Consider the following 21,368-nt stretch of genomic DNA (forward strand, 5'->3'; position numbering starts at 1 on the left):
AGCGCGTCGAGGTCGACGAGCCACGAAGGGCCGCAGCACAACTCATCGACACTCGTCCCGAGCGGGCACTCCGCGCAGACGTTCGTCGAGCCAGGTCGCGGTGTCCGGGAACCCGACCGCAGCCGCCGTCACGTGTTCGGCCTCGTACTCCCGATACGTCACTGTCGCACCGAGATCGCACTGCTGGGCGGCGAGGGCCCGCGCCTGGGTTGCGGGAACCCACCACTCGTAGCGCCCGTGGTAGATCAGCAACGGCATCGATGCCTTCAGATCCGACATGGACGTGACCTCGAAGAGCTCTTCGGCGATCGCGGAGTGGAACGGATCGGGCTCGGTCGACAGGAGCTGCGTCGGCAGGTGAGCGATCCCGAGGTTGCCCATGTCATCGGTGCAGATGTTGCGGATCTCCGACGTCGCAAGCCATCTCGCCAGATGGTTCGACATCCGGAGGACCTCGGGCCGTTCCCGGGCGACGCCGAGCATCGCGGCGTGGAAGACCCCGGACGCGAGGTTCGCGTTCATGGCGCCGGCGAGTGTCCGGTAGTCGGCGGGCACCCCGCCGATGGCCGCCCCCACGAACCGCCCGGCGATGTCGGGCGCATACTTCGCGGCCAGCTTGGCCGCGCCGTGGGTGGCGATCGCCCCGCCGGAGTAGCCGACCATGGCGACCGGTCCGCGGGCGAAGTTCGCCGGGTCGAGAGCGCCGGCCGCGCGCAACGAGTCGAGGATCACGTGGCCCGCGACATACGGCTCGGCGTAGGCCATCCGGGGCCCGGTGTGGTCGGGCACGAGCACCGCATAACCCCGGTCCAACGCGAGCTGGGTGAACGGCGGGATGAGATCGGTCTCGTTCGTGTTGTTGGTGAAACCGTGCGCGTAGGTGAAGCCCGTCGTGCACTTGGTGCCCAGCGCGACGATCGGCGAGTTGTTGACCAGGACGGGGCGGTCTCCCCGCCCGGTCCAGGCCTTGACCGGCACCAGCAGGGTGGCCGTGCCGAACATCGGGGCGCCGTTGGCGTCGGTCGTCCGGAACTTGACCTGCCGCGCCGATCGCAGCGGGACGAAGACCAGGGGCTGTGCCACCCGGGTCACCGACCGCGTGGTCAGGACCTCACCGGGTGTCCGCGCGGCCAGACCGGCCGGCCAGTGGTCGAAGAACCGGTCGCCACTGGGCGACGGCATGATCGCCTCGCGCAGTTCTTGCAGTTCACGGGAGGCGCCGGGAATCCGGGACCGTTCCGGGATGCGCGACAGCTTCTCGACCGGCGGCGCCGGGATCAGGCCGTCGACGTCCGCCGGCAACTGTGGCGGGACCGCGGTGAGATTGGGCGGCTCGGCGTCGGCGGGACCACTCGCCCCGGTCGGGCCCGCGAGGAGCGCCGCGGCGGCACACGTCGCCGTCACCGCGACCGCTGCGCGTCGGACCGATCGTCGAAGAACACCCCTGGCCGGCATCGCCAACCTCCCGTCTCACCTCGGCCATCGTCGAGTCGCCCGCCCCCCGGCAGCACCTCTGACGACTCGAACCGCGATGACCTCCGCCAATGCTAGTCGGTGACGACGGCCTGCGCGGGAGCGACCATCCATGGCGACACCCATGTAGTCCGGTCGGGTGACACGCGAAACCGCCTATCGCGCCGCACATCACGGTTACATCTCGGTGCGGCGACCATCGATGCGCAACGGAGGTCCGCGCCGGGTCGACTGTCCTAAGGTCACCGACGAAGCGCTCTTCGACGCGGAGGCACCGCCATGACGGAAACCCGGCACGCGCTTCGACGCCGGGCGGTGTGGACGGCCACAGTGCTGGTGGTCGCCGCGCTGCTGGTGGCCGCCGTCGGCTCGCTGTCCGCCGGGCCATCGGCCGCGGACCCGCCGAACATGATGCCGCTGCCGCCGCCCGTCGCAGGCGCCATCGACCGCGCGGTGCCACCGCCGCCCATTCCTCGGCTTCGCACGATCCCGCCTCGTGCGCGGGCCGACGGATTCGACCACCGCGCACTCGAATTGCGCGAAGCGATTCTGCCGTCCCCCACGGGTGACCCGATGTTCGACCGCTGGCCGACCGACCTGGATTCACGCCCGCCGGGAGACGTGATCGCCACCCGCGACGTCACCGCCGCCGCCGGGCCGGTGGTGACGGTACCGCTCCGATCGGCGACGCTGATCAAGTTCCGCAGCACCGATGCCGTCGGGGCGCCGATCTTCGGCACCGCGACCCTGCTGGTCCCGCGTCGAACGGCCAGAGCACCGACGCCGATGCTCGTGAACAACCTGCCGATCGACTCACTCGGCGCCGCCTGCACACCGGGACACACACTCGCGCATGGGTTTTCCATCGCGACGGGCGTCACCGACCTGATCCCGCCGACGACCCAGCTGGCGCTGCAAGAGGGCTATGCGGTGCTCGTGCCCGACCACCAGGGACCCCGGATGGCCTACGCGGAGCCGGTACTCGCCGGGCACGTGATCCTCGACGCCGTCCGCGCGGCCCTCCGCACGCGCCCGGAGTTGTTGCGCCGCAGTCGGATCGCCATGACCGGATACTCGGGCGGTGCCATCGCCACCCACGGAGCGGCGAAACTACTGGGCGAGTACGCACCCGAGCTCACCGACCGTGTCGTCGGCGCGGCTCTCGGCGGCGTCCCGGCCGACTTCCGCATGCTGGTCGGGAGCATGAACGCGAACCTCGCGACCGGCCTGTTCCACGCGGCCACCGTCGGCATCGCGCGCGAGCGCCCGGAGATCCTGGCCCTCGCGAACCGGCCCGCGCGTTGGCTCGCGTCGTCGCCGTTGAAGAACGTGTGCGTGATCCCCGAGGCGGTGGCCGGTGGCACCTTCCTGCCGATGCAGTTGCTCTCGAGTGATCCCGACCCGTTCCGGTCGCCGACCGCCGAGCGGATCTATCGGCTGACCGCGATGGCCGACCGCGCCTCGGTGATCCCGCTGCTGATCTACCACGGGACCCACGAGTGGTGGATACCCGCGGCCGGCGCCCGCGCCCTCTACCGCGAACAGTGCGCCCTCGGTGCGGTCATGGCCTACCGCGAGGTTTTCGGTGAACACGTCAGCGCGGCGCTGCTCGGCTTCCCCGTCGCCCTCGACTGGCTCGACCGCCGGCTACGCGGCGAACCGGCCGTCGACGAGTGCCGCCGCTGAGCGTCGAGGAGCCGCCCTGGTCAGAAGACGAGGACGCGAAGGTTCTCGGCGACGCACGCGGGCTTCGCCTCGCCCTCGATCTCGACGGTGTTGGTGACGACCATGTTCACGCCCTTGGGGGTCTCCTCGATCGAGGTGATCACCGCGTTCGAGCGGATGCGGGCGCCGACCTTCACCGGATTCGGGAAGCGCAGCTTGTTCATGCCGTAGTTCAGGACCAGCTTGGGGCCCTCGACGGTGAAGATCTTCCCCGCGATCATCGGCAGCAGCGACACCGTCAGGTACCCGTGGGCGATGGTCGTCCCGAACGGACCGGACTTCGCACGCTCGGGGTCGACGTGAATCCACTGGTGATCGCCGGTCGCATCGGCGAAGGCGTCGACTCGTTCCTGGGTGATCTCGAGCCACTCGCCCGAGCCGAGGTCCTCGCCGATCGCGGCCTTCAGTTCGTCGACACTGGTGAACGTCCGTGTGGTGTGCGTCATAGTCCGCGTAGTCTACCGTGGGCCCATGGGCACACCTCGCGTTGCACCGGGTGGTTTCCGGGAGCTCGGGCCGGTCAATTTCGTCTTCGCGCGGGGGGCTGCACGCGTCATGGGTGTCGACGACGCGCACATCTTCTCCACCCTCGGGCGCGCGAAGGGGTTGTTCCGCGGCTGGCTCCACTTCAGCAGTCGCCTCATGCCATTCGGCGTGTTGTCGCGCAAGGACTCCGAGATGGTGATCATCCGGGTGGCCCACCTGCGACATTGCGACTACGAACTCGACCATCACCGGCGCCTCGGACGACGCGCCGGGATCACCGCCGACGAGTTCGACCGGATCCTGGCGGGTCCCGACGCCGGGTGGGGTGATCGTGAACGGGCGATCCTGCGGGCCGTCGACGAACTCGTCGAGACCAAGGACGTCTCCGACATCGCATGGCAGGCGCTGTCCCGGCACCTCGACGAGCGCAAACTCATCGGGTTCACCCTGCTCGTCGGTCAATACGACAGCCTCGCGACCACCATCCACACGCTGCGCGTCCAGCGCGACACCCGCTCCTGACTGCGACACCCCTGACATGGAGTCGATCGCGCAGCGCCTGATGCGCAACGAGTACTTCGCCGAGATCTACGAGCATCTCTGGCGGCCGACCTTCACCCGGCTCTTCAGCCTCGGCGGCCGTTCCACCGCCGACTTCGACCGCGCACTACGCGCCTACCTCGCCCGCCCGGGTGACCGGTTGGTCCTCGATATCGCCTGCGGCCCCGGCAATTACACACGCGAGATCGCCGACGGACTCACCGGCGACGGTCGCTGCATCGGCATCGACTTCTCCGCGCCCATGCTGGCGCGGGCCGCGCAGACCAACGCGGTGGGGCGGGCCGCGTTCCTGCGGGGTGATGCCCACGCATTGCCGTTCGCCGACAACACCTTCGACGTGGTGACCTGCCTGGCGGCGCTCTATCTGATCCCCGACCCGCTACCGGTCGTCGACGAGCTGGTGCGGGTGACCGCACCCGGTGGCGAGATCGTGGTCTTCACCTCGGTGACGACGCCGCTCACCTCGTTCCCGGGTGTCCGGCCGCTCGCCGGGGCGAGCGGGTACCGCATCTTCGACGATCACGAGATCGTCGAGCGCCTCCGACGCGCCGGTGCGGACGACGTCGAGCAGACGATCACCGGTCAGGGGCAGTTCGTGCTGGCACGCAAGCCGGCGCCGTAGGCGGCCCGAGGGGCGTCAGAACTCCCGGTAGTCGCGGACCGTCATCCGCGGGCCGCGCCGTTCGGGCCGGACGCCCCGCCGCGCGACCAGCCTGATGATTCGTTGACGTTGCCCCGCATAGGGTTCGAGCAGTTCGAGCATCCCGGCGTCGTCGACGGCCTCGCCGATCAGGGTGAGCCCCACCAGTTTCGGGATGTGGTAATCGCCGACGTTGACCACGTCGGGGTCGCCGAGCGACCGCGACAGCGTCTCCGCCTCGGTCCACTGGCCGACACCGCGGAGCACAGTGAGCTTCCGCGCATGACGTTCGACGTCGATGGTGGTGGCGCCGCGAATGGTCCGCATGCGGACCGGTTCGATGCCGCTGCGGTGCCACTCCCAGCTCGGGATGCGCACCCAGTCCTGCCGGGCGGGCGGCACACGCATGGTCTCCGGGACCGGTCCGGGCGCGGGAGAACCGAAGCGGCGCAGCAGGTACCGCCAGGCACGGAACGCCTCCGCGCCGACGACCTTCTGTTCCAGGATCGCCGGGACGAGCGCCTCCCAGACCCGGTCGGTGCGCGAGAGCCGCAAACCCTCGGCGCGGCGCACCAGTTCCCGCACAACGGGATCGCGGGGGACGAGGGCGTCGGGATCGTCACGCGCACCGAGGAAATCCGGCATCTGGTCGAGCAGCCAGTCAGCGCCGGGACCCCATGCGCGACCGACGACGACGCCGGACCGCACGGCGATCGTCAGGGTGCCCGGCCCGTCGGGGGTGTGCACCGCCCGCCAGACCGAACCGTCCCTGGCGTAGACGAACGCCGGGTCGCACGCACCGCGCCGGTGCAGGCCGACCGTTGCCCGCAGGTCGAGCGGCCACGGGAGCGTCCACTCCCGGACCCGCTCGTCTGCACTCACACGTCTACAGGTTGATCATGTGCCCGAGAGCGCCGTGGAACGTCTCCTGCAGTGCTTCCGACATGGTCGGGTGCGTGTGCACGTTCCGCGCCAGCTCCTTGGCCGTGAGATCCCACTTGTGGGCCAGCGTCATCTCCGGGAGCATCTCGGAGACGTTGTCGCCCACCAGGTGTCCGCCGAGCAGCTCGTCGGTGTCGGCATTGGTGACGAGCTTGGCGAAGCCCGCGGTCTCGCCGAGCCCCTGGGCCTTGCCGTTGGCCGAGAACGGGAACGTGGTCGCTTTGACGTTGTAGCCCTCGTCCTTGGCCTGCGCCTCGGTGAGGCCGAACGATGCGACCTGCGGCTGACAGAAGGTGGCACGCGGCATGAACCGGTAATCACCGAGGGTCATGGTCTCGACGCCGGCGATGGTCTCGGCGGCCACCACGCCCTGGGCCTCGGCGACGTGCGCGAGCTGCAGTTTGGCGGTGACGTCGCCGATGGCGTAGATGCCGTCGACGTTGGTGCGCATGTAGTCGTCGATGGCGATGGCGCCGCGATCGGTGAGTTCGACACCGGTCTTGTCGAGGCCGAAGCCCTCGACGCGCGGGGCGAATCCGACGGACATGAGGACCTTGTCGACGGTGAGCTCACCCTCTTTGTCCTTGGCGTCGGTGTAGGCGACGGTGACGCTGTCGCCGTTGTCGGTGACCTTCTGGACCCGGGTGGAGGTCAGCAGCTTGATGCCGAGCTTCTTGTACTCCTTGGCGAGGGCCTTCGAGGAGTCGGCGTCCTCGTTGGGGAGCACGCGGTCGAGGAACTCGACGATCGTGACGTCGACGCCGTAGTTGGCCATGACGTAACCGAACTCCATGCCGATGGCGCCCGCACCGACGATGACGATGGACTCGGGCAGTTCACGGGTCAGGATCTGCTCTTCGTAGGTGACCACGTTCTCCGACAGTTCGACGCCGGGGAGCAGCTTGACGGTCGACCCGGTGTCGATGATGACGTTGTCGAACGTGATCTCCCGGTCGCCCACCTTGATGGTCTTGGCGTCGGTGAACACGCCGTAACCGTCGATCTCGGTGATCTTGTTCTTCTTCATCAGGTAGTGGACGCCCTTGACGATGCCGTCCGAGACCTTGCGGCTGCGGTCGAATGCCGCGCCGAAGTCGAAGGACACCTCACCACTCATGCCGAAGGTCTTGGCCTGATGGTTGAAGATGTGTGCGAGCTCCGCATTGCGCAACAGGGCCTTGGACGGGATACATCCGACGTTCAGACACACACCGCCCCAGTACTTCTCCTCGATGACGGCGGTTTTCATGCCCAGTTGAGCCGACCGGATCGCGGCTACGTACCCACCTGGACCTGCACCCAATACAACTGTTTGAAAGTGTTCAGCCACGACTGCCAGCCTACGTCGCGCCCGACCGTCGCCGCAGAGTGTCCCACTACTCGCCGGTAGCAACCTGCACATTCAATCATTGATTGAAACATCGACTGAACTGTGCTTTCCTCGACGTGTGACCCAGACCACGCGCGCCGGACGCGGTGAGCGCCGCGATTCGACGTCGCTGCCCACCCGCGACGCCCTGCTGGCCGTCGCCGAACGTCTCTTCCTCGCCGAGGGATACGACAAGGTGTCCGTCCGGGCGATCTGCGCGGCCGCCGAGGCGAACCCGGCGGCGGTGCACTATCACTTCGGCACCAAGGACGACCTCACCATCGCGCTGCTGGAGTCTCGCCTGGGTCCGCTGTGGGCCGACCCGCTGGCCTCCCTCGACCCGGCCGGTACGCCGATCGCGCATGTCGTCGACGTTGTGGTGGCCCCCTTCGTCGACCTGCAGTCCGACCCAACCGGACATCTGCACCTACAGCTGCTCGCACGGTTTGTGTTCGCCCATCCCACCGCGAGCTGGACGTCGCGCTGGTTCGATCTCGATCCGTTCGCCGACATGCTCGCCGAGGCCGTCCCCGGCCTGACCGCGAGCGAGGCGCGCCGACGCTGGGCACTCGCCTTCCAGTTGATCCTCCTGCGGTTCGGGGGCACCGAGACCTCGAGCCCCGCCGCCGTGACGGCCCTGGCCGGCTTCGTCACCGCCGGACTGACCGCACCCGCCACGTGAGACACGAGTGAGAGGACCCGTTGTGGACAGCCCCACCACCGGACCGTTCAGCCCCGCCCGGCTGGGACCGCTGCACCTGCGGAACCGCCTGATCAAATGCGCCACCTTCGAGGGGATGACGCCCGACGCCCTGGTGACCGACGAACTCATCGAGTTCCATCGCGAGGTCGCCGCCGGCGGGGTGGCCATGAGCACGGTCGCCTACTGCGCGATCTCACCTGAGGGCCGCACCGACCGCCACCAGATCTGGATGCGCCCCGAGGCGGTTCCCGGATTGCGCAGACTCACCGACGCAGTCCACGCCGAGGGCGCACTTGCGGCGGCCCAACTGGGGCACGCGGGCGCGGTCGCGAACTCGGCGTCGAACCGGGCCGCCTCCCTGGGACCGTCACGGATACCCGCGCCGATGGGAATGTCGGTGACCCGTGCGATCAGCGTCGACGACATCGCCGACCTGCGGACCACGTTCCGCCGGGCCGCACGGCTTGCGGTGGACTCCGGCTTCGACGGACTCGAGATCCACTGCGGCCACAACTATCTCATCTCCAGCTTCCTGTCCCCGCTGCTGAACCGGCGTCGTGACGCCTACGGCGGGAGCCTCGTCAACCGCGCCCGCCTCGCCCGTGAGGTGGTCGATAGCGTGCGCGACGAGGTCGGGGACGAGGCTGCGATCTGGGTGAAGCTCAACCTCTTCGACGGCGTCGGCCGGGTCGACCTCGAGCGCTCGCCCGCGGCGCGGGCCCGGGGCCGGGCGAGGCTGAGTGGCTTCAACGTCGACGAGGCATGCCAGGTGGCACAGCTGCTGGAATCCGACGGCCACCTCGACGCCATCGAACCCACCGCGGGAAGTTCACTGCTCAACCCGATGTACCTCTTCCACGGCGAGGCACCCCGCAAAGAGTTCGCCGATGCGTTCTCCGGTGTCATGAAGTACGGACTGAAGGCCTTCGCACCGGTCTTCCTCAAGCACTACCGCTATCACGACGCCTATCTGCTGCCTCTCGCGCGCGAACTCCGCAAGGCCGTCGACCTGCCGCTCATCCTCCTGGGCGGCGTCACCGATCGCGCCTCGATGGACCTCGCGCTCGCCGAGGGCTTCGACTTCATGGCCATGGGGCGCGCGCTCCTGCGTGAACCCGACCTACCGCTGCGCCTCGCCGCCGACCCGTCGACGACGTCGAAGTGCGTCCACTGCAATCTCTGCATGCCGACGATCTACTCCCACACCCGATGCCCGGTCCGGACCGGCGAGGTCCCCGACCCGGTGGCCGCCCACCATTAGGGTGGGGGCCATGCCTCCCCGCCGTCGCAAGGACACCCCGCCACCGGCGACCGGCGGTTCGGAGAAGGAGGTGCTGGTCGGTTTCCTCGACTATCTGCGCGCCTCCGCGGTGGCCAAACTCGACGGCGTCTCCGAGGTCGACGCCCGTGCGGCCGCGGTGCCGTCGGGCACCAGCCTGTTGGGGGTGGTCCGCCACCTGACGTTCGTCGAACGGTTCTTCTTCCTGGGCGAGGACGCGGACGACTGGCAGGCGACGTTCACCTGCCCCGACGACGAGACCGTGGCATCGGTGCAGGCGGCATACCGCCGCGCGGTGTCCGAGGCGGGCGAGGTCATCGACGCCTACACCGATCTCGCCGAGGCGGCGCCCAGGGCGAGCGGACGTCGCTCCTCCCCGTCGATGCGGTGGGCGTTGACCCACATGATCGAGGAGACCGCCCGTCACGCCGGCCATCTCGACATCATCCGCGAGGGCGTCGACGGCCGGACGGGCCGCTGACCGTCAGCGCCGGATGAACTCGCCGTTGCTCTCCTCGTCGTCGTAGTACTCGATCGTCATACGCGGGCCGTCGAACGTGACCTGCGAGATCGAGCCAGGTTCGGCGTTCTCGTTGAGCAGGGTGAAGGTGAAGGTGTTGCCGTCCCAGTGAGTGAGTTCGTGCTTACGGACGCCGCCCGGCCCCATCTCCAGGACGAGCTTCCCGTCGCGTTCGACGACCTCCACCGGTCCGTACACCGCGTTGGCGTAGGTACCCACATACGACGGCAGTGGTTGCGACGGTGCGGGATTCGACGGCGGTTCCTTGCCGACGAGTTCGCCGCTCGGCACGCTCAGGGGCGCATACGCCTTGGCGTAGAGGTCGCGCCAGTCGTTGCGGATCTCGCCGAACTGCACGAGGTCCATGAACTCGGCGGCGATCGAGTCCACCGCACCGAGGGGCGCGGCGTTGGACAGGACGACGATCGCGGTGTCGGCCGACGGCAGGATCGAGAACACCGTGCCGGCGCCCGACGCGAACGCGCCGGCATGGTTGAACTGCGTCCGGGCGTCCTCGGTCACCCCGACGTTGAAACCGTAACCGTACGATCCGGCGCGATTGTCCGGCGTCTGGGGCGGGCTCGACACGATCTGCGGTGAGAGGGCCGGGAGCAGCGCGTCGGGGGCCACGACCTCCTGGCCGTTGTGCTTGCCCTGCGCCAGCACCATCTTCAGCCAGGTCGCCATGTCGTTGACGTTCGAGCTCACACCGCCGGCGGGTGACTGCGCATCGGGATCGCGCGGGATCGGGGTCTTGACCCACTTGTCGTCTTCCTTGATGTGCCCCACCGCGCGGTCGGCCCGGCGCTCGAAGTCGACGTAGCGGGAGCTGGTGCTGGTCATGCCCAGCGGACCGTAGATGAGGTCCTGCGACAGCGTCGCCCAGTCCGTCCCGGCCTTCACCGCCACCGCCTCGCCACCGGTCGTCACCCCGAAGTTGGTGTAGGCGTAGCTGATCCGGAACGGGTCGAGCGGCATGAAGCGCATGCGCTGCATGATCTCCTGCTGCGAGTACCCCATGTCCTCCAGTTTGTCGCCCGCGTGGTCCGGCAGACCGGATCGGTGCGAGTACATGTCGCCGACGGTCACGGTGCGCGTGACGTACGGTTCGGCGAGCGCGAACCACGGCAGCGATTCCACGATCGGCATCTCCCACGTCACCGTCTTGTCGGTGACGGCGGCCGCGACCACCGTCGATCCCACCGACTTCGACACCGACGCCAGCTGGAAGACGGTGTTCGGGTCGACGGCCTCACCGGTCGTGATGTCCTTGACGCCGAACCCCTTGGCGTACTTGGTCTCCCCACCGGACACGACCGCCACGGCCACACCCGGGATCTTGGTCGACTCCATCATCGAGTTGACCAGGTCGTCGAGTTGCCCGACCGCCTTGTCGACCGCATCGGCCGGCAGCGGTTCGGCGGCGACGGCATTCGGGTTCTCCAGAGACTCCGATGCAGACGGTGGCGCCCCGGTGCCCGACGACCCGCTGTCGCAAGCCGCGACGAGCGCAACCACGGCGACGACGGAACAGGTGGCCATCGAGAGGCGGGCCCATCGCGACGTCCGTGGGGGTTCATGGCCGGGACAGCGGGCGGGAACGGAATGGGCAGTGGCCATGGGGGTCTCCTCGACGTCGCTGCGTCACGATACCCCGCGCGGACAACCTGTAGTGGGCGTTTTGCCGGGGCCGACACCGTGAGCGCTCCTGCGCGGAGCACGGTCGCGACGGCCGCCCGCGTAGTTTGGACGCCATGACCGAGCACGGCTACGACGCCCCCACGTCCGACACCGACCCGTACCTGTGGCTGGAGGACGTCACCGGCGACGACGCGCTGTCCTGGGTGCGCGCGCACAACGAGCCCACGGTGGCGGCGCTGACGTCGTCGGAACGCTTCCGCGAGTTGGAGGCCGCAACGCTTGCCGCCCTGGACACCGACGACCGCATCCCCTACGCGCGTCGCCGCGGGGAGTACCTGTACAACTTCTGGCGCGACGCGACCAACCCGCGTGGTCTCTGGCGTCGTACGACGTACGACTCCTACGTGACCGACACCCCCGACTGGGATGTCCTCATCGACGTCGACGAACTCGCACGCGCCGAGGACGAGAACTGGGTGTGGGCCGGCGCCTCCGTACTGCGCCCCGAGTACGAGCGCGCGCTGATCTCCCTCTCGCGCGGCGGCGCCGACGCCTCCGTGGTCCGTGAGTTCGACATCCCGTCGCGCACCTGGGTCGCCGACGGCTTCGAGCTGGCGGAGAACAAATCCGACGTCGGGTGGATCGATCGTGACACCGTCTACGTCGGAACGGATTTCGGCGTGCAACCGGACGGGCTGAGCTCGCTGACCGACTCCGGCTACCCCCGCATCGTCAAGCGCTGGACGCGCGGCACCCCGCTGTCGGATGCCGTGACGGTCTTCGCGGGCGAGACCGGGGACGTGTCGGTGCGGGCGAGCTACGACAGCACACCGGGATTCGAACGCCACTTCGTCGGTCGCGCCACCGACTTCTTCAACTCACTCGACTACGAACTGCGCGACGGCCGCCCCGAGTTGCTCGACGTGCCCACCGACGCGCACGCCGGGGTCCGGATGAACTGGCTGCTGGTGCTCACGCGATCGGAGTGGGAGATCGACGGCACCGCGCACGCACCGGGCACACTGCTGGCCTTCGACTACGAGGCCTACCGGGCGGGCGACCGCGACGCGGCCGTGCTCTTCGCGCCCGATGCGCACACGAGCCTCGTCGACTACGCCTACACGCGTACGCATCTCATCATCGTGAAGCTGCATGACGTGCACACCCGGGTCGAGGTACTCGAACTCGGCACCTGGCAGGCCGTGGACATGCCGGGTCTGCCCGACCTCGCCACGGTCTCGGTCCTCGACACCGATCCCGACGAGAGCGACGAGGTGTTCTGGTCGGCGACGTCGTTCACCGATCCGCCGAGTCTGCTCCACGGCCAGAGCGGCCGGGCTCCGGAGGTCATCAAACACAGCCCCGCGTTCTTCGACTCCGACGCGGTGACCGCCGAGCAGCACTTCGCGACGTCCGACGACGGCACGCAGGTGCCGTACTTCGTGGTGCGTCGGCGCGACGTGTCCCAGGGACCGACGCTGCTCTACGGCTACGGCGGATTCGAGAACGCCCTCACCCCGAGCTATCTCGCGATCGCCGGGCAGAGCTGGATCGAGCGCGGCGGGATCTACGTCATCGCCAACATCCGGGGCGGCGGCGAATACGGCCCGTCGTGGCACACCCAGGCGCAGAAAGCGGGACGGCACAAGGTGTACGAGGATTTCGCCGCCGTCGCGCGTGCCCTCGTCGACACCGGACTCACCACTGCGTCACAGCTGGGCGCCCAGGGCGGTTCCAACGGCGGGTTGCTCATGGGAGTGATGCTGACGCGCTATCCCGAGCTGTTCGGCGCTCTGGTCTGCCAGGTCCCGCTCATCGACATGAAGCGCTACCACCTCCTGCTGGCCGGGGCGTCGTGGATGGCCGAGTACGGCGACCCCGACGACCCCGAACAGTGGGAGTTCATGAAGCCGTTCTCGCCCTATCAGAACGTCGACGCGGACGCGACATACCCGCCCATCCTGGTCACGACGTCGACCCGCGACGATCGCGTCCACCCCGGTCACGCGCGCAAACTCGTTGCCCGCCTGGAGGAAACCGGTCACGACGTGCAGTACTACGAGAACATCGAGGGCGGCCACGGCGGCGCGGCGGACAACAAGCAGGCCGCGTTCAAATCGGCCCTGGCCTACGAGTTCCTCTGGCGGACACTGTCTCCCGAGGACTGACCGCTCCGGAAGACCACCACTGCCGCCGGCCGGACCGAGCGCTCGCCGACGACCAGCCCGGGACGGAGCAGCTCGGCGACGGTGCGGTCCGCGGAGGTGTCGTCGGTCGGATGGACGTCGACCGCCTCCATGGTGCGGGCATCGAAGTCGGTCCCGGCCGGCGGTGCGACGACCGCTCCCCCGCGGCCGACGATGAGGCGTTCCAGTCCGGCGCGCAGCAGCTCGAACGCCGGCCGGTCGGCCTCCGACGCCGAGACCGCACACGTCGCCGCGTCGGTGTGGAGTGCGAAGAGGTCGACCAGCAGGGCGGTGTCCGCCCCGGCCGCGGCGGCCGGGGATCTGGCGGCGTCGACGAGCCGCTCGATCGTCCTGGTCTGCCGCGCAACCACGAGGGCGAGGTCGGACACCTGCTCGCCCAACTGCGCGAGCCCGTCGATTCGCTCGGGCACATCACCCTCCGGAGACGTCATTCCGCCAGCGTAATCAACTCCACCGGCCGATCGTCCGGCACCGGCGAGACCGTCTGCGCTGCTAGCATCCCCGGTCGTGGGCGTAATCGGGATCGACCTCGGAACCACCAACTCGGCGCTGGCGAAGATCGACGCCAACGGCCGCCCGGAGGTGATCGTCGGACTGACCGGCGCACCGACCACCCCGTCGACGGTGTTGCTGACGTCGCCGACGGATCACGTCGTCGGCGAGGGGGCCCGCCGGCAGGCCAGGCTCGACCCGGAGAACGTCTGCAGCCTGGTGAAGCGGCGGATGGGCGATGCCCAGTGGCGTTTCGTCGCGCACGGCCAGACGTGGTCGGCGCCGGCGATCTCGGCACTCATCCTCAAGTCGCTGATCTCCGACGCCGCGTTCGCCGGCGAGCAGGTCGAGCGCGCCGTGATCACGGTGCCCGCCTATTTCGGCGACGAGGAGCGGCGCGCGACGATCCAGGCCGGCACGTACGCCGGCCTCGAGGTCGCGGGGGTCCTGTCCGAGCCGATCGCCGCCGCTCTGTCCTACGGCTTCAGCCGCCTGACCGACCCGCTGGCCAAGGGCACACCCGACGAGACGGTCCTGGTCTACGACCTCGGCGGCGGGACCTTCGATGCGACGGTCATCGAACTCGCCGACCGCCGGATCACCGTGCTCGCCGTCGACGGCGATCACCAGCTCGGCGGTGCCGACTGGGACGAGCGGTTGGCGCTGCACCTCTCGCGCACGTTCTGCGCCGAACACCCCGACGCCGAGGACCCGCTCGACGACTCGGCCGGCTCGCAGTCGCTCATCCTCGCCGCGGAGCGCGCCAAACACGAACTGACCGAGTCGGATTCGACCTCGGTCATCGTCGCCCACGACGGCGCCCGGTCGGTCATCACGCTCACCCGGGCCGAACTCGAGGAACTCACCCGTCCGCTGCTGGCCCGGACCGTCGAACTCACCCGGTCATGCCTGGCCGCCGCCGAACGCCGAGGCGTGTCAGCCGTCGACCGTGTCCTGCTGGTCGGCGGTTCGTCGCGGATGCCGATGGTCGCGCGGGAACTCGCCGCCGCACTGGGCACGACACCGGAACTGAACGACCCCGACCTCGCTGTCGCCCGCGGGGCAGCGATCTACGGCGAGAAGCTGGAGATCGAACGACTCGTCCGCGCCGACCTCACGACCCGCGGACGCCTGCGCGAGGACCGCGGTCTCGACGGCGTCGCACCGGCCGACCTCGACGAGTCCTGCACCCGGGTCGCCCACGCGTTCGCGCTGCCCGTCAGCAGTGTCCGCCGCATGCTCGAGGTCGTCGTGGACACAGTGGTCTCCCGCGGTTTCGGGGTGCTGGCGGTCAACGGCCACAACGGCGAACTGGAGGCCAGCTGGCTGGTCCAGCGGAATTCGACGCTCCCGATCCGGGTGCGACGGTCGTTCGGGACCATGCGACGCGACCAGTCCCGCATCGAGCTGGTCGTGCTGGAACAGCAGGGGCAGGCCGCCTCCCCGCGACCGGAGGACGCCAAGGTCCTCATCGAAGGAGCGATCACCGACATCCCGCCCGGATACGACGAGGGCAGCGAGGTGTCGGTGACCTTCGAGATGGCCTTCGACGGCGTCCTGCACGTCACCGCTTTCCACGTCGATGCGCAGATTCCGCTCACATTGTCGGCCAAAACCGGTGCCTCGCTGTCGAAATCGGAGGTCGAGCGCGAACTCGATCAGGTCCACCGCTCCCGGCGCCGCGACCACTGACGGCCTCCGCCGGAGGAGAGAGACCTGATGGAACCGTTTGTCGGCAACGACTATCGCAAACGTGTGCTCGCCGCGGTCGAGAAGCGCGGAGGCCCGAGCGAATCGGATTCGTTCGAACTGTATGACCTCCCGATCGAGGAGGCCGAGCGACTCGACGACGCCGCGGTGGCCGCCCGACTCGACGAGGTGTGGGCCTTCTGGCAGAAGCAACGCGACCACCCGAAGTACCGCATCCTGGTGGCCCGGTTGGTTGCCGAACACGACGAGCGGTCGGCGCCGTTGCGGCACAAGACCGGTCGGATCGCCGAGGCTCGTGCGGTGAGCACCCGACGCGAACTGCGCGATCAGCAGCGATTCGAACTCCTCGACAACGCGATCGCGCGGCTCAACGAGCGCTACGGCGGAATCCCGAGATCCAAGCGCGCCGGGCTCGACGAGATCGGCGCCATGGGCGGCCTCGATCCGGCCGAGATCGACACCCGACTGCGGCGTCATCGCATCGTCGACGACGCCCCGCCCGCGTCGGCCGAACCCGCGCCGCCGCGGGTGTCCTTGTCGGCGCAGCAACGCGGTCAGATCGCCGACCTGCTCGCCGAGTTCGACCGACTCCGCGACGGCGATCCCACCCCGACGCTCCTGACCCTGCTACACCTCGACACCGACGCCGCCGCCGATCGCGGCGTCATCGAGTCGCGGGCCGTCGCGCTCAACGAACGAGCCCGTGAGCTCGCCGCCGGCCGCTTCCGCGCGGTCCTCGACGAGCTGCTGGTCCACGTCCACGACGTCCTGCTCTCCGATCCCGTGCTGGCGCAGGAGTATCGGCAATCGGTCGTTGACGCCGTGACCGACCATCTCCGACCACGGGTCCGGGCCGCGGTCCTGGTCGAGGACGAACTGGGTGCGCAGGACCATGAGTTCCTGCTCGACGAGGCCCGCACCCGCGGACTCGGCACACGCGATGCGCGCACCGTGATCGCCGGACTCGCCGCCGAATTCGGAGCAGCCGTGAGCCCACCGGCCGGCCCCCCGCCGTCGGCCGGCCCCCCGCCGTCGGCCGAGCCACCCACGCCGCCGAAGCGGTTGTGGGAGAACGATCTCCGCGCCGCCCGCGCGGCCTTGCGCGACGGCCTGCCCGTCCGGGCGCGCGCGGCCATCGCCGATGCGCGTGCCGGAGCCGGCGACGATGCCGCGGCGCTCCGGCAGATCGCGGCGGTCGCCGACGAGGTCGAACGGGTCATCGCGCAGGCGGTGGCGGACTCCCGCCGGGCCCGGGACCTCGCGGACGAGATGCGCCACGTCGCGGCGCTCGAACTGCTGGAGGACGTGTTCCGGCGAGCCCGGGACATCGACCGTCTTCCCGACTCGGGCGGGTCGCTCCAGGCCCGCCTCGAGGCGTCGCGAGACATCGTCGCCCAGGCGGGCGAGATCGCGCGGTCGGCATCCGCGAGCAACCCGGCGAGCCTCACCGCCGCTGCCGTGATGCGACTTCGGATCACCGATCACGAGGGCCTCAACTCGGCGGCAACGGTGCTGACCGTGGAGCCGCCGCGCAACGTCCGGTTCGTCGCCGAGAGTGGTGCGATCACCGTCTCCTGGGATCCGTCCGCGACGGAGTCGGTGACCTACCGCGTCGTGCGCATCGGGTTCGACGGGTCGACCCGGACGCTCGGCCGCACCGCAGGGACCGAACTCTCCGACGGCAGTCGGCCCGACCCGGTGCCGCCGGTGTACGAGGTCACCGCCGTGCTGGCCGGAAGCCAGTCCGCCCCCGCCCGCTCCGACGCCACCCCCGTCCCGGCCGCGCCCGCTCCGGCGACCACAGCGCCGCAGCCGCCGGCGACCCCCCATCCGGATGACCCGCCGCCGATCACCGCGGTCCGCGTCGACGCCGACACCGTGCGCTTCGAGTGGCCGGCCGGTGTCACCGAAGCGATGGTGGTCATTCGGGCGGATGCCGCTCCGGAACACCCCGCCGACCCGGCGGCGGTCGCGTCGAAGATCACCAACACCCGGTACCAGATCGACGACGGCTACCCGATCCCCGCGAACGTCCCACGTCCGTGCCATGTCGCCGTGGCCAGCTGCCGCCGGAATCCGCAGGGGCAGCTCGACGTCGCATCGAGTTTCGGTCCGTCCGCGCGGGCTCACGCCCCGGCAACGGACACCGGCCGCTGACGATGGTCCACTACGCTGGGCGCCAACACCTGCGGCGAGTGTGTGTTCGCCGTCCGATCATCGCACCCGACGACGATGTCACCACGACGAGATGAGGAACCGAGATGGGGATCGACTACACGAAGCGTCCGAAGGCCCAGCCGCCGCAGCCGCCCGCCCAACCCCCGGCCGCTCCCGCGGGTTACGGCCAGCAACCGCCCACCCCCGCGGGCTACGGTCAGCAGCCGCCCGCGCCGCCGGTCTCGCTGTCGAAGATCACCCTCACGAAGTCGGCGCCGAGCATCTCGCTGAGCAAGCAGGGTGCGACCTCCGGTCAAGTGCGTGTCAATCTGAGCTGGACGTCGAACTCCAAGGGCGGCGGGCTCTTCCGCAAGGCGCAGGGTATCGACCTCGACCTCGCCTGCCTGTGGGAGTTCACCGACGGGAGCAAGGGCATCGTGCAGGCCCTGGGCAACTCGTTCCGGGCGCCCCGTGACGGACAACCGATCATCTACCTCGACGGCGACGACCGGTCGGGTTCCGGCGGCGAGAACATGTACATCGACCTCTCCGCGACCGACCGGATCCGGCGGATCCTGATCTTCGCCTACATCTACGAGGGCACCCCGAACTGGGCCGGCGCCAACGGCGTCGTCACCCTGTTCCCGGCCAACGGCCCGGAGATCGAGGTCCGGCTCGACGAAGCGGATCAGTCGGCGCTCTCGTGCGCGATCGCCTTGTTCGAGAACCGTGGTGGCGAGCTGGTTCTCAACCGCGAGGTGCGCTACATCCGCGGGGCACAGGACAAGGTCGACGAGGCGTACGGCTGGGGCATGAACTGGCGCGGAGCGCGCAAGTAGTGGCCGACTCCACGACGTCCGACCGGTTGGCCAGCTTTGTCGCCGGTCTGGCCGATGGCTCCCTGCGAGTCATCGACCTGACGACCCCGCTCAGTGCGGCGACGCCCGCGCTGCGACTGCCCGCCCCGTTCGCGAACCTGATCGACTTCAGACTCGAAGAGGTGAGCGCCTACAACGAGCCGGGACCGTACTGGCGGCACAACAACATTCACACCGGCGAGCACATCGGCACCCATCTCGACGCACCGATCCACTGGATCAGCGGACGCGACGGGGACGACGTCTCGCAGATCCCGGTGCAACGGCTGATCGGCCCGGCGGCCGTCCTCGACCTGACCGATGAGGTCGCCGACGACCCGGATCATCTCCTGAGCGTCGCCGAGGTCGAGGCCTGGGAGACCGAACACGGTCGCCTCACCGCCGGCACCTGGTTGCTGTTGCGGACCGGCTGGGAGTCGCGGGGCGGCTCCGAAGCCGAGTTCCTCAACGCCGACGACACCGGGTCGCACACCCCCGGGGTGTCGGTGGAGTGCGCGCAGTGGCTGGCCACCGAGCGCGAGATCACCGGCCTCGGCGTCGAGACCGTCGGCGTCGACGCAGGTCTCGCGGGCGGTTTCGATCCCGCGTTCCCGGTGCACTACCACTTCCTGGGCAACGACAAGTACGGGCTGACCTCGCTGCGCAACCTCGGCTCGCTCCCGCCGACCGGCGCGGTGATCGTCGTGAGTCCGTTGCCGATCGTCGGCGGCACGGGCAGTCCGTCGCGCGTGCTGGCGATCGTCGAGAGTTGATGGCGGCACCCGGCCGCTACGGCCCGACGGTCGCCGACGTCGCGGGCCGCGTTCTCGCCGATCTCGGCGTCGGCCATGCCTTCGGTGTGGTCGGCAGCGGGAACTTCGTGCTGACCAACGCCCTTCGGGCCGGCGGTGTCTCGTTCACCGCCGCCCGCCACGAGGGCGGCGCGGCCAGCATGGCCGACGCCTATGCGCGGATGTCGGGACGGGTGGGCGTGCTGTCGGTGCACCAGGGCTGTGGGCTCACCAACGCGATGACCGGCATCGCCGAGGCCGCCAAGAGCCGCACGCCGATGATCGTGCTCACCGCCGATGCACCCGCGTCGGCGTTGCGGTCGAACTTCCGCATCGACCAGGAGGCGCTCGCCGCGAGCGTCGGCGCCGTGAACGACCGCGTCTACGGACCGGGCACGGTGGTGGCGGATGTGACCCGCGCTTTCCGCACCGCGGTCACCCAGCGCCGGACGGTCGTTCTGCACGTCGCGATCGACATCGCCGCCGCCGCAGCGGGTTTCGAGGGACCTGTCGAGCTCTCCGTCGAACCGCCGCGGCCGCGTCCCGACACCCGGTCGGCGGCCCGCCTCGCCGATGCGATCCGCGGTGCGCGGCGTCCCGTCTTCGTCGCGGGCCGAGGGGCGCGCTCCGCCGGTCCCGAAATCGCGGCCCTGGCCGAGGCCGCCGGTGCGCTGGTGGCGACGTCGGCGGTCGCGAACGGCCTGTTCGCGGGAAACCCGTTCTCGTTGGGCATCTCCGGCGGCTTCTCCTCCCCCACCACCGCCGAGCTGATCGCCGACGCCGACCTCATCGTCGGATGGGGTTGCGCCCTGAACATGTGGACGATGCGGCACGGCCGACTCATCGGCACGGACACGACCGTGGTGCAGGTCGACGTCGACATCGACGCCATCGGCGCGCATCGCCCGATCGACCTCGGGGTGGTCGGCGACTGCGGTGCAACGGCGACGGATGTGCACACGATCCTCGCGGCCGATGGCGGCCCCACCGGTTATCGCACCGAGGAAGTCAGGGAACGGATCTCGGTGTCATCGAGGTGGCAGGACGTCCCCGTCACCGGCGAGGTGACCGCCGGCCGGGTCGATCCGAGGGCACTGACCATCGCGCTCGACGAGATCTTGCCCGCCGACCGCGTCGTCTCCATCGACTCCGGCAACTTCATGGGTTATCCGTCGACGCATCTGTCCGTGCCAGACGAGTTCGGCTTCTGTTTCACTCAGGCCTTCCAGTCGATCGGGCTGGGCCTCGGGACGGCCATCGGCGCGGCGTTCGCGCAACCGGACAGGGTCCCGGTCCTCGGCACCGGCGACGGCGGATTCCTCATGGCCATAGCCGAACTGGAGACCGCCGTACGTCTGGCACTGCCGCTGGTCGTGATCGTCTACAACGACTCCGCCTACGGGGCCGAGGTGCACCACTTCGGCGACGCCGACATGACGACGGTGACGTTCCCTGAGGTCGACATCGCCGCGATCGCCCGTGGACACGGCGCGACGGGCGTGACGGTCACCGGCCTCGACGACCTCGACGAGGTACGGGACTGGGTCGCCTCGCTGCCCTCACCCGAACCTTCCGGGCCTCTCGTCATCGACGCCAAGATCACCGACGACGGCGGCGCCTGGTGGCTCGCGGAGGCCTTTGCCGGGCACTGACCCCGCCGGGATCGCCTCACACTGTGGAGTTGTCAAAGGTCGTGTGGCGCCGGGGTGTCGACGCCGGAGGGTCTGGTCTGCGCGGGGCAGTTATACGAGGGCGTCGTCGAGTCGCATGGTGCGTCGGTTGTAAGCGGGTCGGGGCAGGCGTCGGGGGTCGATG

At 69.4% G+C, this 21,368-nt stretch carries 18 protein-coding genes; 12 read left to right on the forward strand and 6 right to left on the reverse strand.

The features are described 5' to 3' along the window. Positions 1–42 precede the first annotated feature (42 nt). Positions 43–1,455: a lipase family protein gene (locus Q9R39_RS15810; RefSeq protein WP_311277756.1), complete on the reverse strand. Its 1,413-nt coding sequence runs from the start codon at positions 1,453–1,455 to the stop codon at positions 43–45. Positions 1,456–1,752: 297 nt separating this feature from the next. Here Q9R39_RS15810 and Q9R39_RS15815 point away from each other — a divergent pair, with 297 nt between their 5' ends. Continuing rightward, positions 1,753–3,159 carry a lipase family protein gene (locus tag Q9R39_RS15815; protein ID WP_311277757.1) on the forward strand — a complete coding sequence of 469 codons (1,407 nt, stop codon included), beginning with the start codon at positions 1,753–1,755 and terminating at the stop codon, positions 3,157–3,159. 20 nt (positions 3,160–3,179) lie between these two features. Here the strand turns inward: Q9R39_RS15815 and Q9R39_RS15820 are convergent, their stop codons facing one another. Continuing rightward, positions 3,180–3,644, reverse strand: a complete 465-nt coding sequence (locus Q9R39_RS15820; protein WP_058251282.1) for a MaoC family dehydratase — start codon at positions 3,642–3,644, stop codon at positions 3,180–3,182. 25 nt (positions 3,645–3,669) lie between these two features. Between Q9R39_RS15820 and Q9R39_RS15825 the strand changes: the two genes are divergently transcribed. Continuing rightward, positions 3,670–4,206 carry a carboxymuconolactone decarboxylase family protein gene (locus Q9R39_RS15825; RefSeq protein WP_058251283.1) on the forward strand — a complete coding sequence of 179 codons (537 nt, stop codon included), beginning with the start codon at positions 3,670–3,672 and terminating at the stop codon, positions 4,204–4,206. A gap of 16 nt (positions 4,207–4,222) precedes the next feature. Next, positions 4,223–4,867, forward strand: coding sequence for a methyltransferase domain-containing protein (locus Q9R39_RS15830; protein ID WP_311277758.1), 645 nt, complete (start codon positions 4,223–4,225; stop codon positions 4,865–4,867). Positions 4,868–4,882: 15 nt separating this feature from the next. On the opposite strand, the gene Q9R39_RS15835 is transcribed toward Q9R39_RS15830, so the two are convergent. Together Q9R39_RS15835 and lpdA are read right to left on the reverse strand one after the other, a co-directional pair. Further along, positions 4,883–5,767 (reverse strand): 3-methyladenine DNA glycosylase, encoded by an 885-nt coding sequence (locus tag Q9R39_RS15835; RefSeq protein WP_311277759.1) that lies wholly within the window; start codon positions 5,765–5,767, stop codon positions 4,883–4,885. 4 nt (positions 5,768–5,771) lie between these two features. Further along, complete coding sequence (gene lpdA, locus Q9R39_RS15840) at positions 5,772–7,157, reverse strand: dihydrolipoyl dehydrogenase (RefSeq protein WP_159370036.1); 1,386 nt, start codon at positions 7,155–7,157, stop codon at positions 5,772–5,774. Between the two features lie 118 nt (positions 7,158–7,275). Here lpdA and Q9R39_RS15845 point away from each other — a divergent pair, with 118 nt between their 5' ends. Genes Q9R39_RS15845 through Q9R39_RS15855 form a run of 3 tightly spaced genes read left to right on the forward strand, consistent with a single transcriptional unit; the run spans position 7,276 to position 9,659 of the window. Continuing rightward, positions 7,276–7,878 carry a TetR/AcrR family transcriptional regulator gene (locus Q9R39_RS15845; RefSeq protein WP_058251287.1) on the forward strand — a complete coding sequence of 201 codons (603 nt, stop codon included), beginning with the start codon at positions 7,276–7,278 and terminating at the stop codon, positions 7,876–7,878. 22 nt (positions 7,879–7,900) lie between these two features. Beyond that, entirely contained in the window at positions 7,901–9,160 is a 1,260-nt protein-coding gene (locus Q9R39_RS15850) for an NADH:flavin oxidoreductase (protein WP_311277760.1), read from the forward strand. Between the two features lie 10 nt (positions 9,161–9,170). Further along, positions 9,171–9,659, forward strand: coding sequence for a DinB family protein (locus Q9R39_RS15855; RefSeq protein WP_058251289.1), 489 nt, complete (start codon positions 9,171–9,173; stop codon positions 9,657–9,659). 3 nt (positions 9,660–9,662) lie between these two features. On the opposite strand, the gene Q9R39_RS15860 is transcribed toward Q9R39_RS15855, so the two are convergent. Continuing rightward, on the reverse strand, positions 9,663–11,240 hold the full coding sequence (locus tag Q9R39_RS15860) for a serine hydrolase (protein ID WP_058251290.1): 1,578 nt from the start codon (positions 11,238–11,240) through the stop codon (positions 9,663–9,665). 212 nt (positions 11,241–11,452) lie between these two features. Between Q9R39_RS15860 and Q9R39_RS15865 the strand changes: the two genes are divergently transcribed. Beyond that, positions 11,453–13,507 (forward strand): prolyl oligopeptidase family protein, encoded by a 2,055-nt coding sequence (locus Q9R39_RS15865; protein WP_058251291.1) that lies wholly within the window; start codon positions 11,453–11,455, stop codon positions 13,505–13,507. On the opposite strand, the gene grpE is transcribed toward Q9R39_RS15865, so the two are convergent. Beyond that, positions 13,468–13,977 carry a nucleotide exchange factor GrpE gene (grpE, locus tag Q9R39_RS15870; protein ID WP_058251292.1) on the reverse strand — a complete coding sequence of 170 codons (510 nt, stop codon included), beginning with the start codon at positions 13,975–13,977 and terminating at the stop codon, positions 13,468–13,470. The two genes, Q9R39_RS15865 and grpE, sit on opposite strands and share 40 nt — an antisense overlap. Before the next feature lie 76 nt (positions 13,978–14,053). Here grpE and Q9R39_RS15875 point away from each other — a divergent pair, with 76 nt between their 5' ends. The 5 genes from Q9R39_RS15875 (at position 14,054) to Q9R39_RS15895 (ending at position 21,205) form a co-directional block, all read left to right on the forward strand. Further along, positions 14,054–15,730 carry an Hsp70 family protein gene (locus Q9R39_RS15875; RefSeq protein WP_058251293.1) on the forward strand — a complete coding sequence of 559 codons (1,677 nt, stop codon included), beginning with the start codon at positions 14,054–14,056 and terminating at the stop codon, positions 15,728–15,730. Between the two features lie 27 nt (positions 15,731–15,757). Beyond that, positions 15,758–17,905, forward strand: coding sequence for an Ig-like domain repeat protein (locus Q9R39_RS15880; protein WP_311277761.1), 2,148 nt, complete (start codon positions 15,758–15,760; stop codon positions 17,903–17,905). A gap of 104 nt (positions 17,906–18,009) precedes the next feature. Beyond that, positions 18,010–18,744 (forward strand): tellurium resistance protein, encoded by a 735-nt coding sequence (locus tag Q9R39_RS15885; RefSeq protein WP_078111705.1) that lies wholly within the window; start codon positions 18,010–18,012, stop codon positions 18,742–18,744. Beyond that, positions 18,744–19,535: a cyclase family protein gene (locus Q9R39_RS15890; RefSeq protein ID WP_238995010.1), complete on the forward strand. Its 792-nt coding sequence runs from the start codon at positions 18,744–18,746 to the stop codon at positions 19,533–19,535. Before Q9R39_RS15885 ends, Q9R39_RS15890 begins: the two co-directional genes overlap by 1 nt. Beyond that, positions 19,535–21,205: a thiamine pyrophosphate-binding protein gene (locus Q9R39_RS15895; RefSeq protein WP_058251296.1), complete on the forward strand. Its 1,671-nt coding sequence runs from the start codon at positions 19,535–19,537 to the stop codon at positions 21,203–21,205. Before Q9R39_RS15890 ends, Q9R39_RS15895 begins: the two co-directional genes overlap by 1 nt. The last annotated feature ends 163 nt before the right edge of the window (positions 21,206–21,368 follow it).

Source organism: Gordonia sp. AC31, from assembly GCF_031844505.1.
Lineage (GTDB): Bacteria > Actinomycetota > Actinomycetes > Mycobacteriales > Mycobacteriaceae > Gordonia > Gordonia hongkongensis.

Excerpts from the sequence above, each read along its gene's own strand:
- Q9R39_RS15810 (WP_311277756.1), bottom strand. The coding sequence starts at position 1,455 with ATGCCGGCCAGGGGTGTTCTTCGACGATCGGTCCGACGCGCAGCGGTC.
- Q9R39_RS15815 (WP_311277757.1), top strand. The coding sequence starts at position 1,753 with ATGACGGAAACCCGGCACGCGCTTCGACGCCGGGCGGTGTGGACGGCC.
- Q9R39_RS15820 (WP_058251282.1), bottom strand. The coding sequence starts at position 3,644 with ATGACGCACACCACACGGACGTTCACCAGTGTCGACGAACTGAAGGCC.
- Q9R39_RS15825 (WP_058251283.1), top strand. The coding sequence starts at position 3,670 with ATGGGCACACCTCGCGTTGCACCGGGTGGTTTCCGGGAGCTCGGGCCG.
- Q9R39_RS15830 (WP_311277758.1), top strand. The coding sequence starts at position 4,223 with ATGGAGTCGATCGCGCAGCGCCTGATGCGCAACGAGTACTTCGCCGAG.
- Q9R39_RS15855 (WP_058251289.1), top strand. The coding sequence starts at position 9,171 with ATGCCTCCCCGCCGTCGCAAGGACACCCCGCCACCGGCGACCGGCGGT.
- Q9R39_RS15860 (WP_058251290.1), bottom strand. The coding sequence starts at position 11,240 with ATGGCCACCTGTTCCGTCGTCGCCGTGGTTGCGCTCGTCGCGGCTTGC.
- Q9R39_RS15865 (WP_058251291.1), top strand. The coding sequence starts at position 11,453 with ATGACCGAGCACGGCTACGACGCCCCCACGTCCGACACCGACCCGTAC.
- grpE (WP_058251292.1), bottom strand. The coding sequence starts at position 13,977 with ATGACGTCTCCGGAGGGTGATGTGCCCGAGCGAATCGACGGGCTCGCG.
- Q9R39_RS15880 (WP_311277761.1), top strand. The coding sequence starts at position 15,758 with ATGGAACCGTTTGTCGGCAACGACTATCGCAAACGTGTGCTCGCCGCG.
- Q9R39_RS15885 (WP_078111705.1), top strand. The coding sequence starts at position 18,010 with ATGGGGATCGACTACACGAAGCGTCCGAAGGCCCAGCCGCCGCAGCCG.
- Q9R39_RS15895 (WP_058251296.1), top strand. The coding sequence starts at position 19,535 with ATGGCGGCACCCGGCCGCTACGGCCCGACGGTCGCCGACGTCGCGGGC.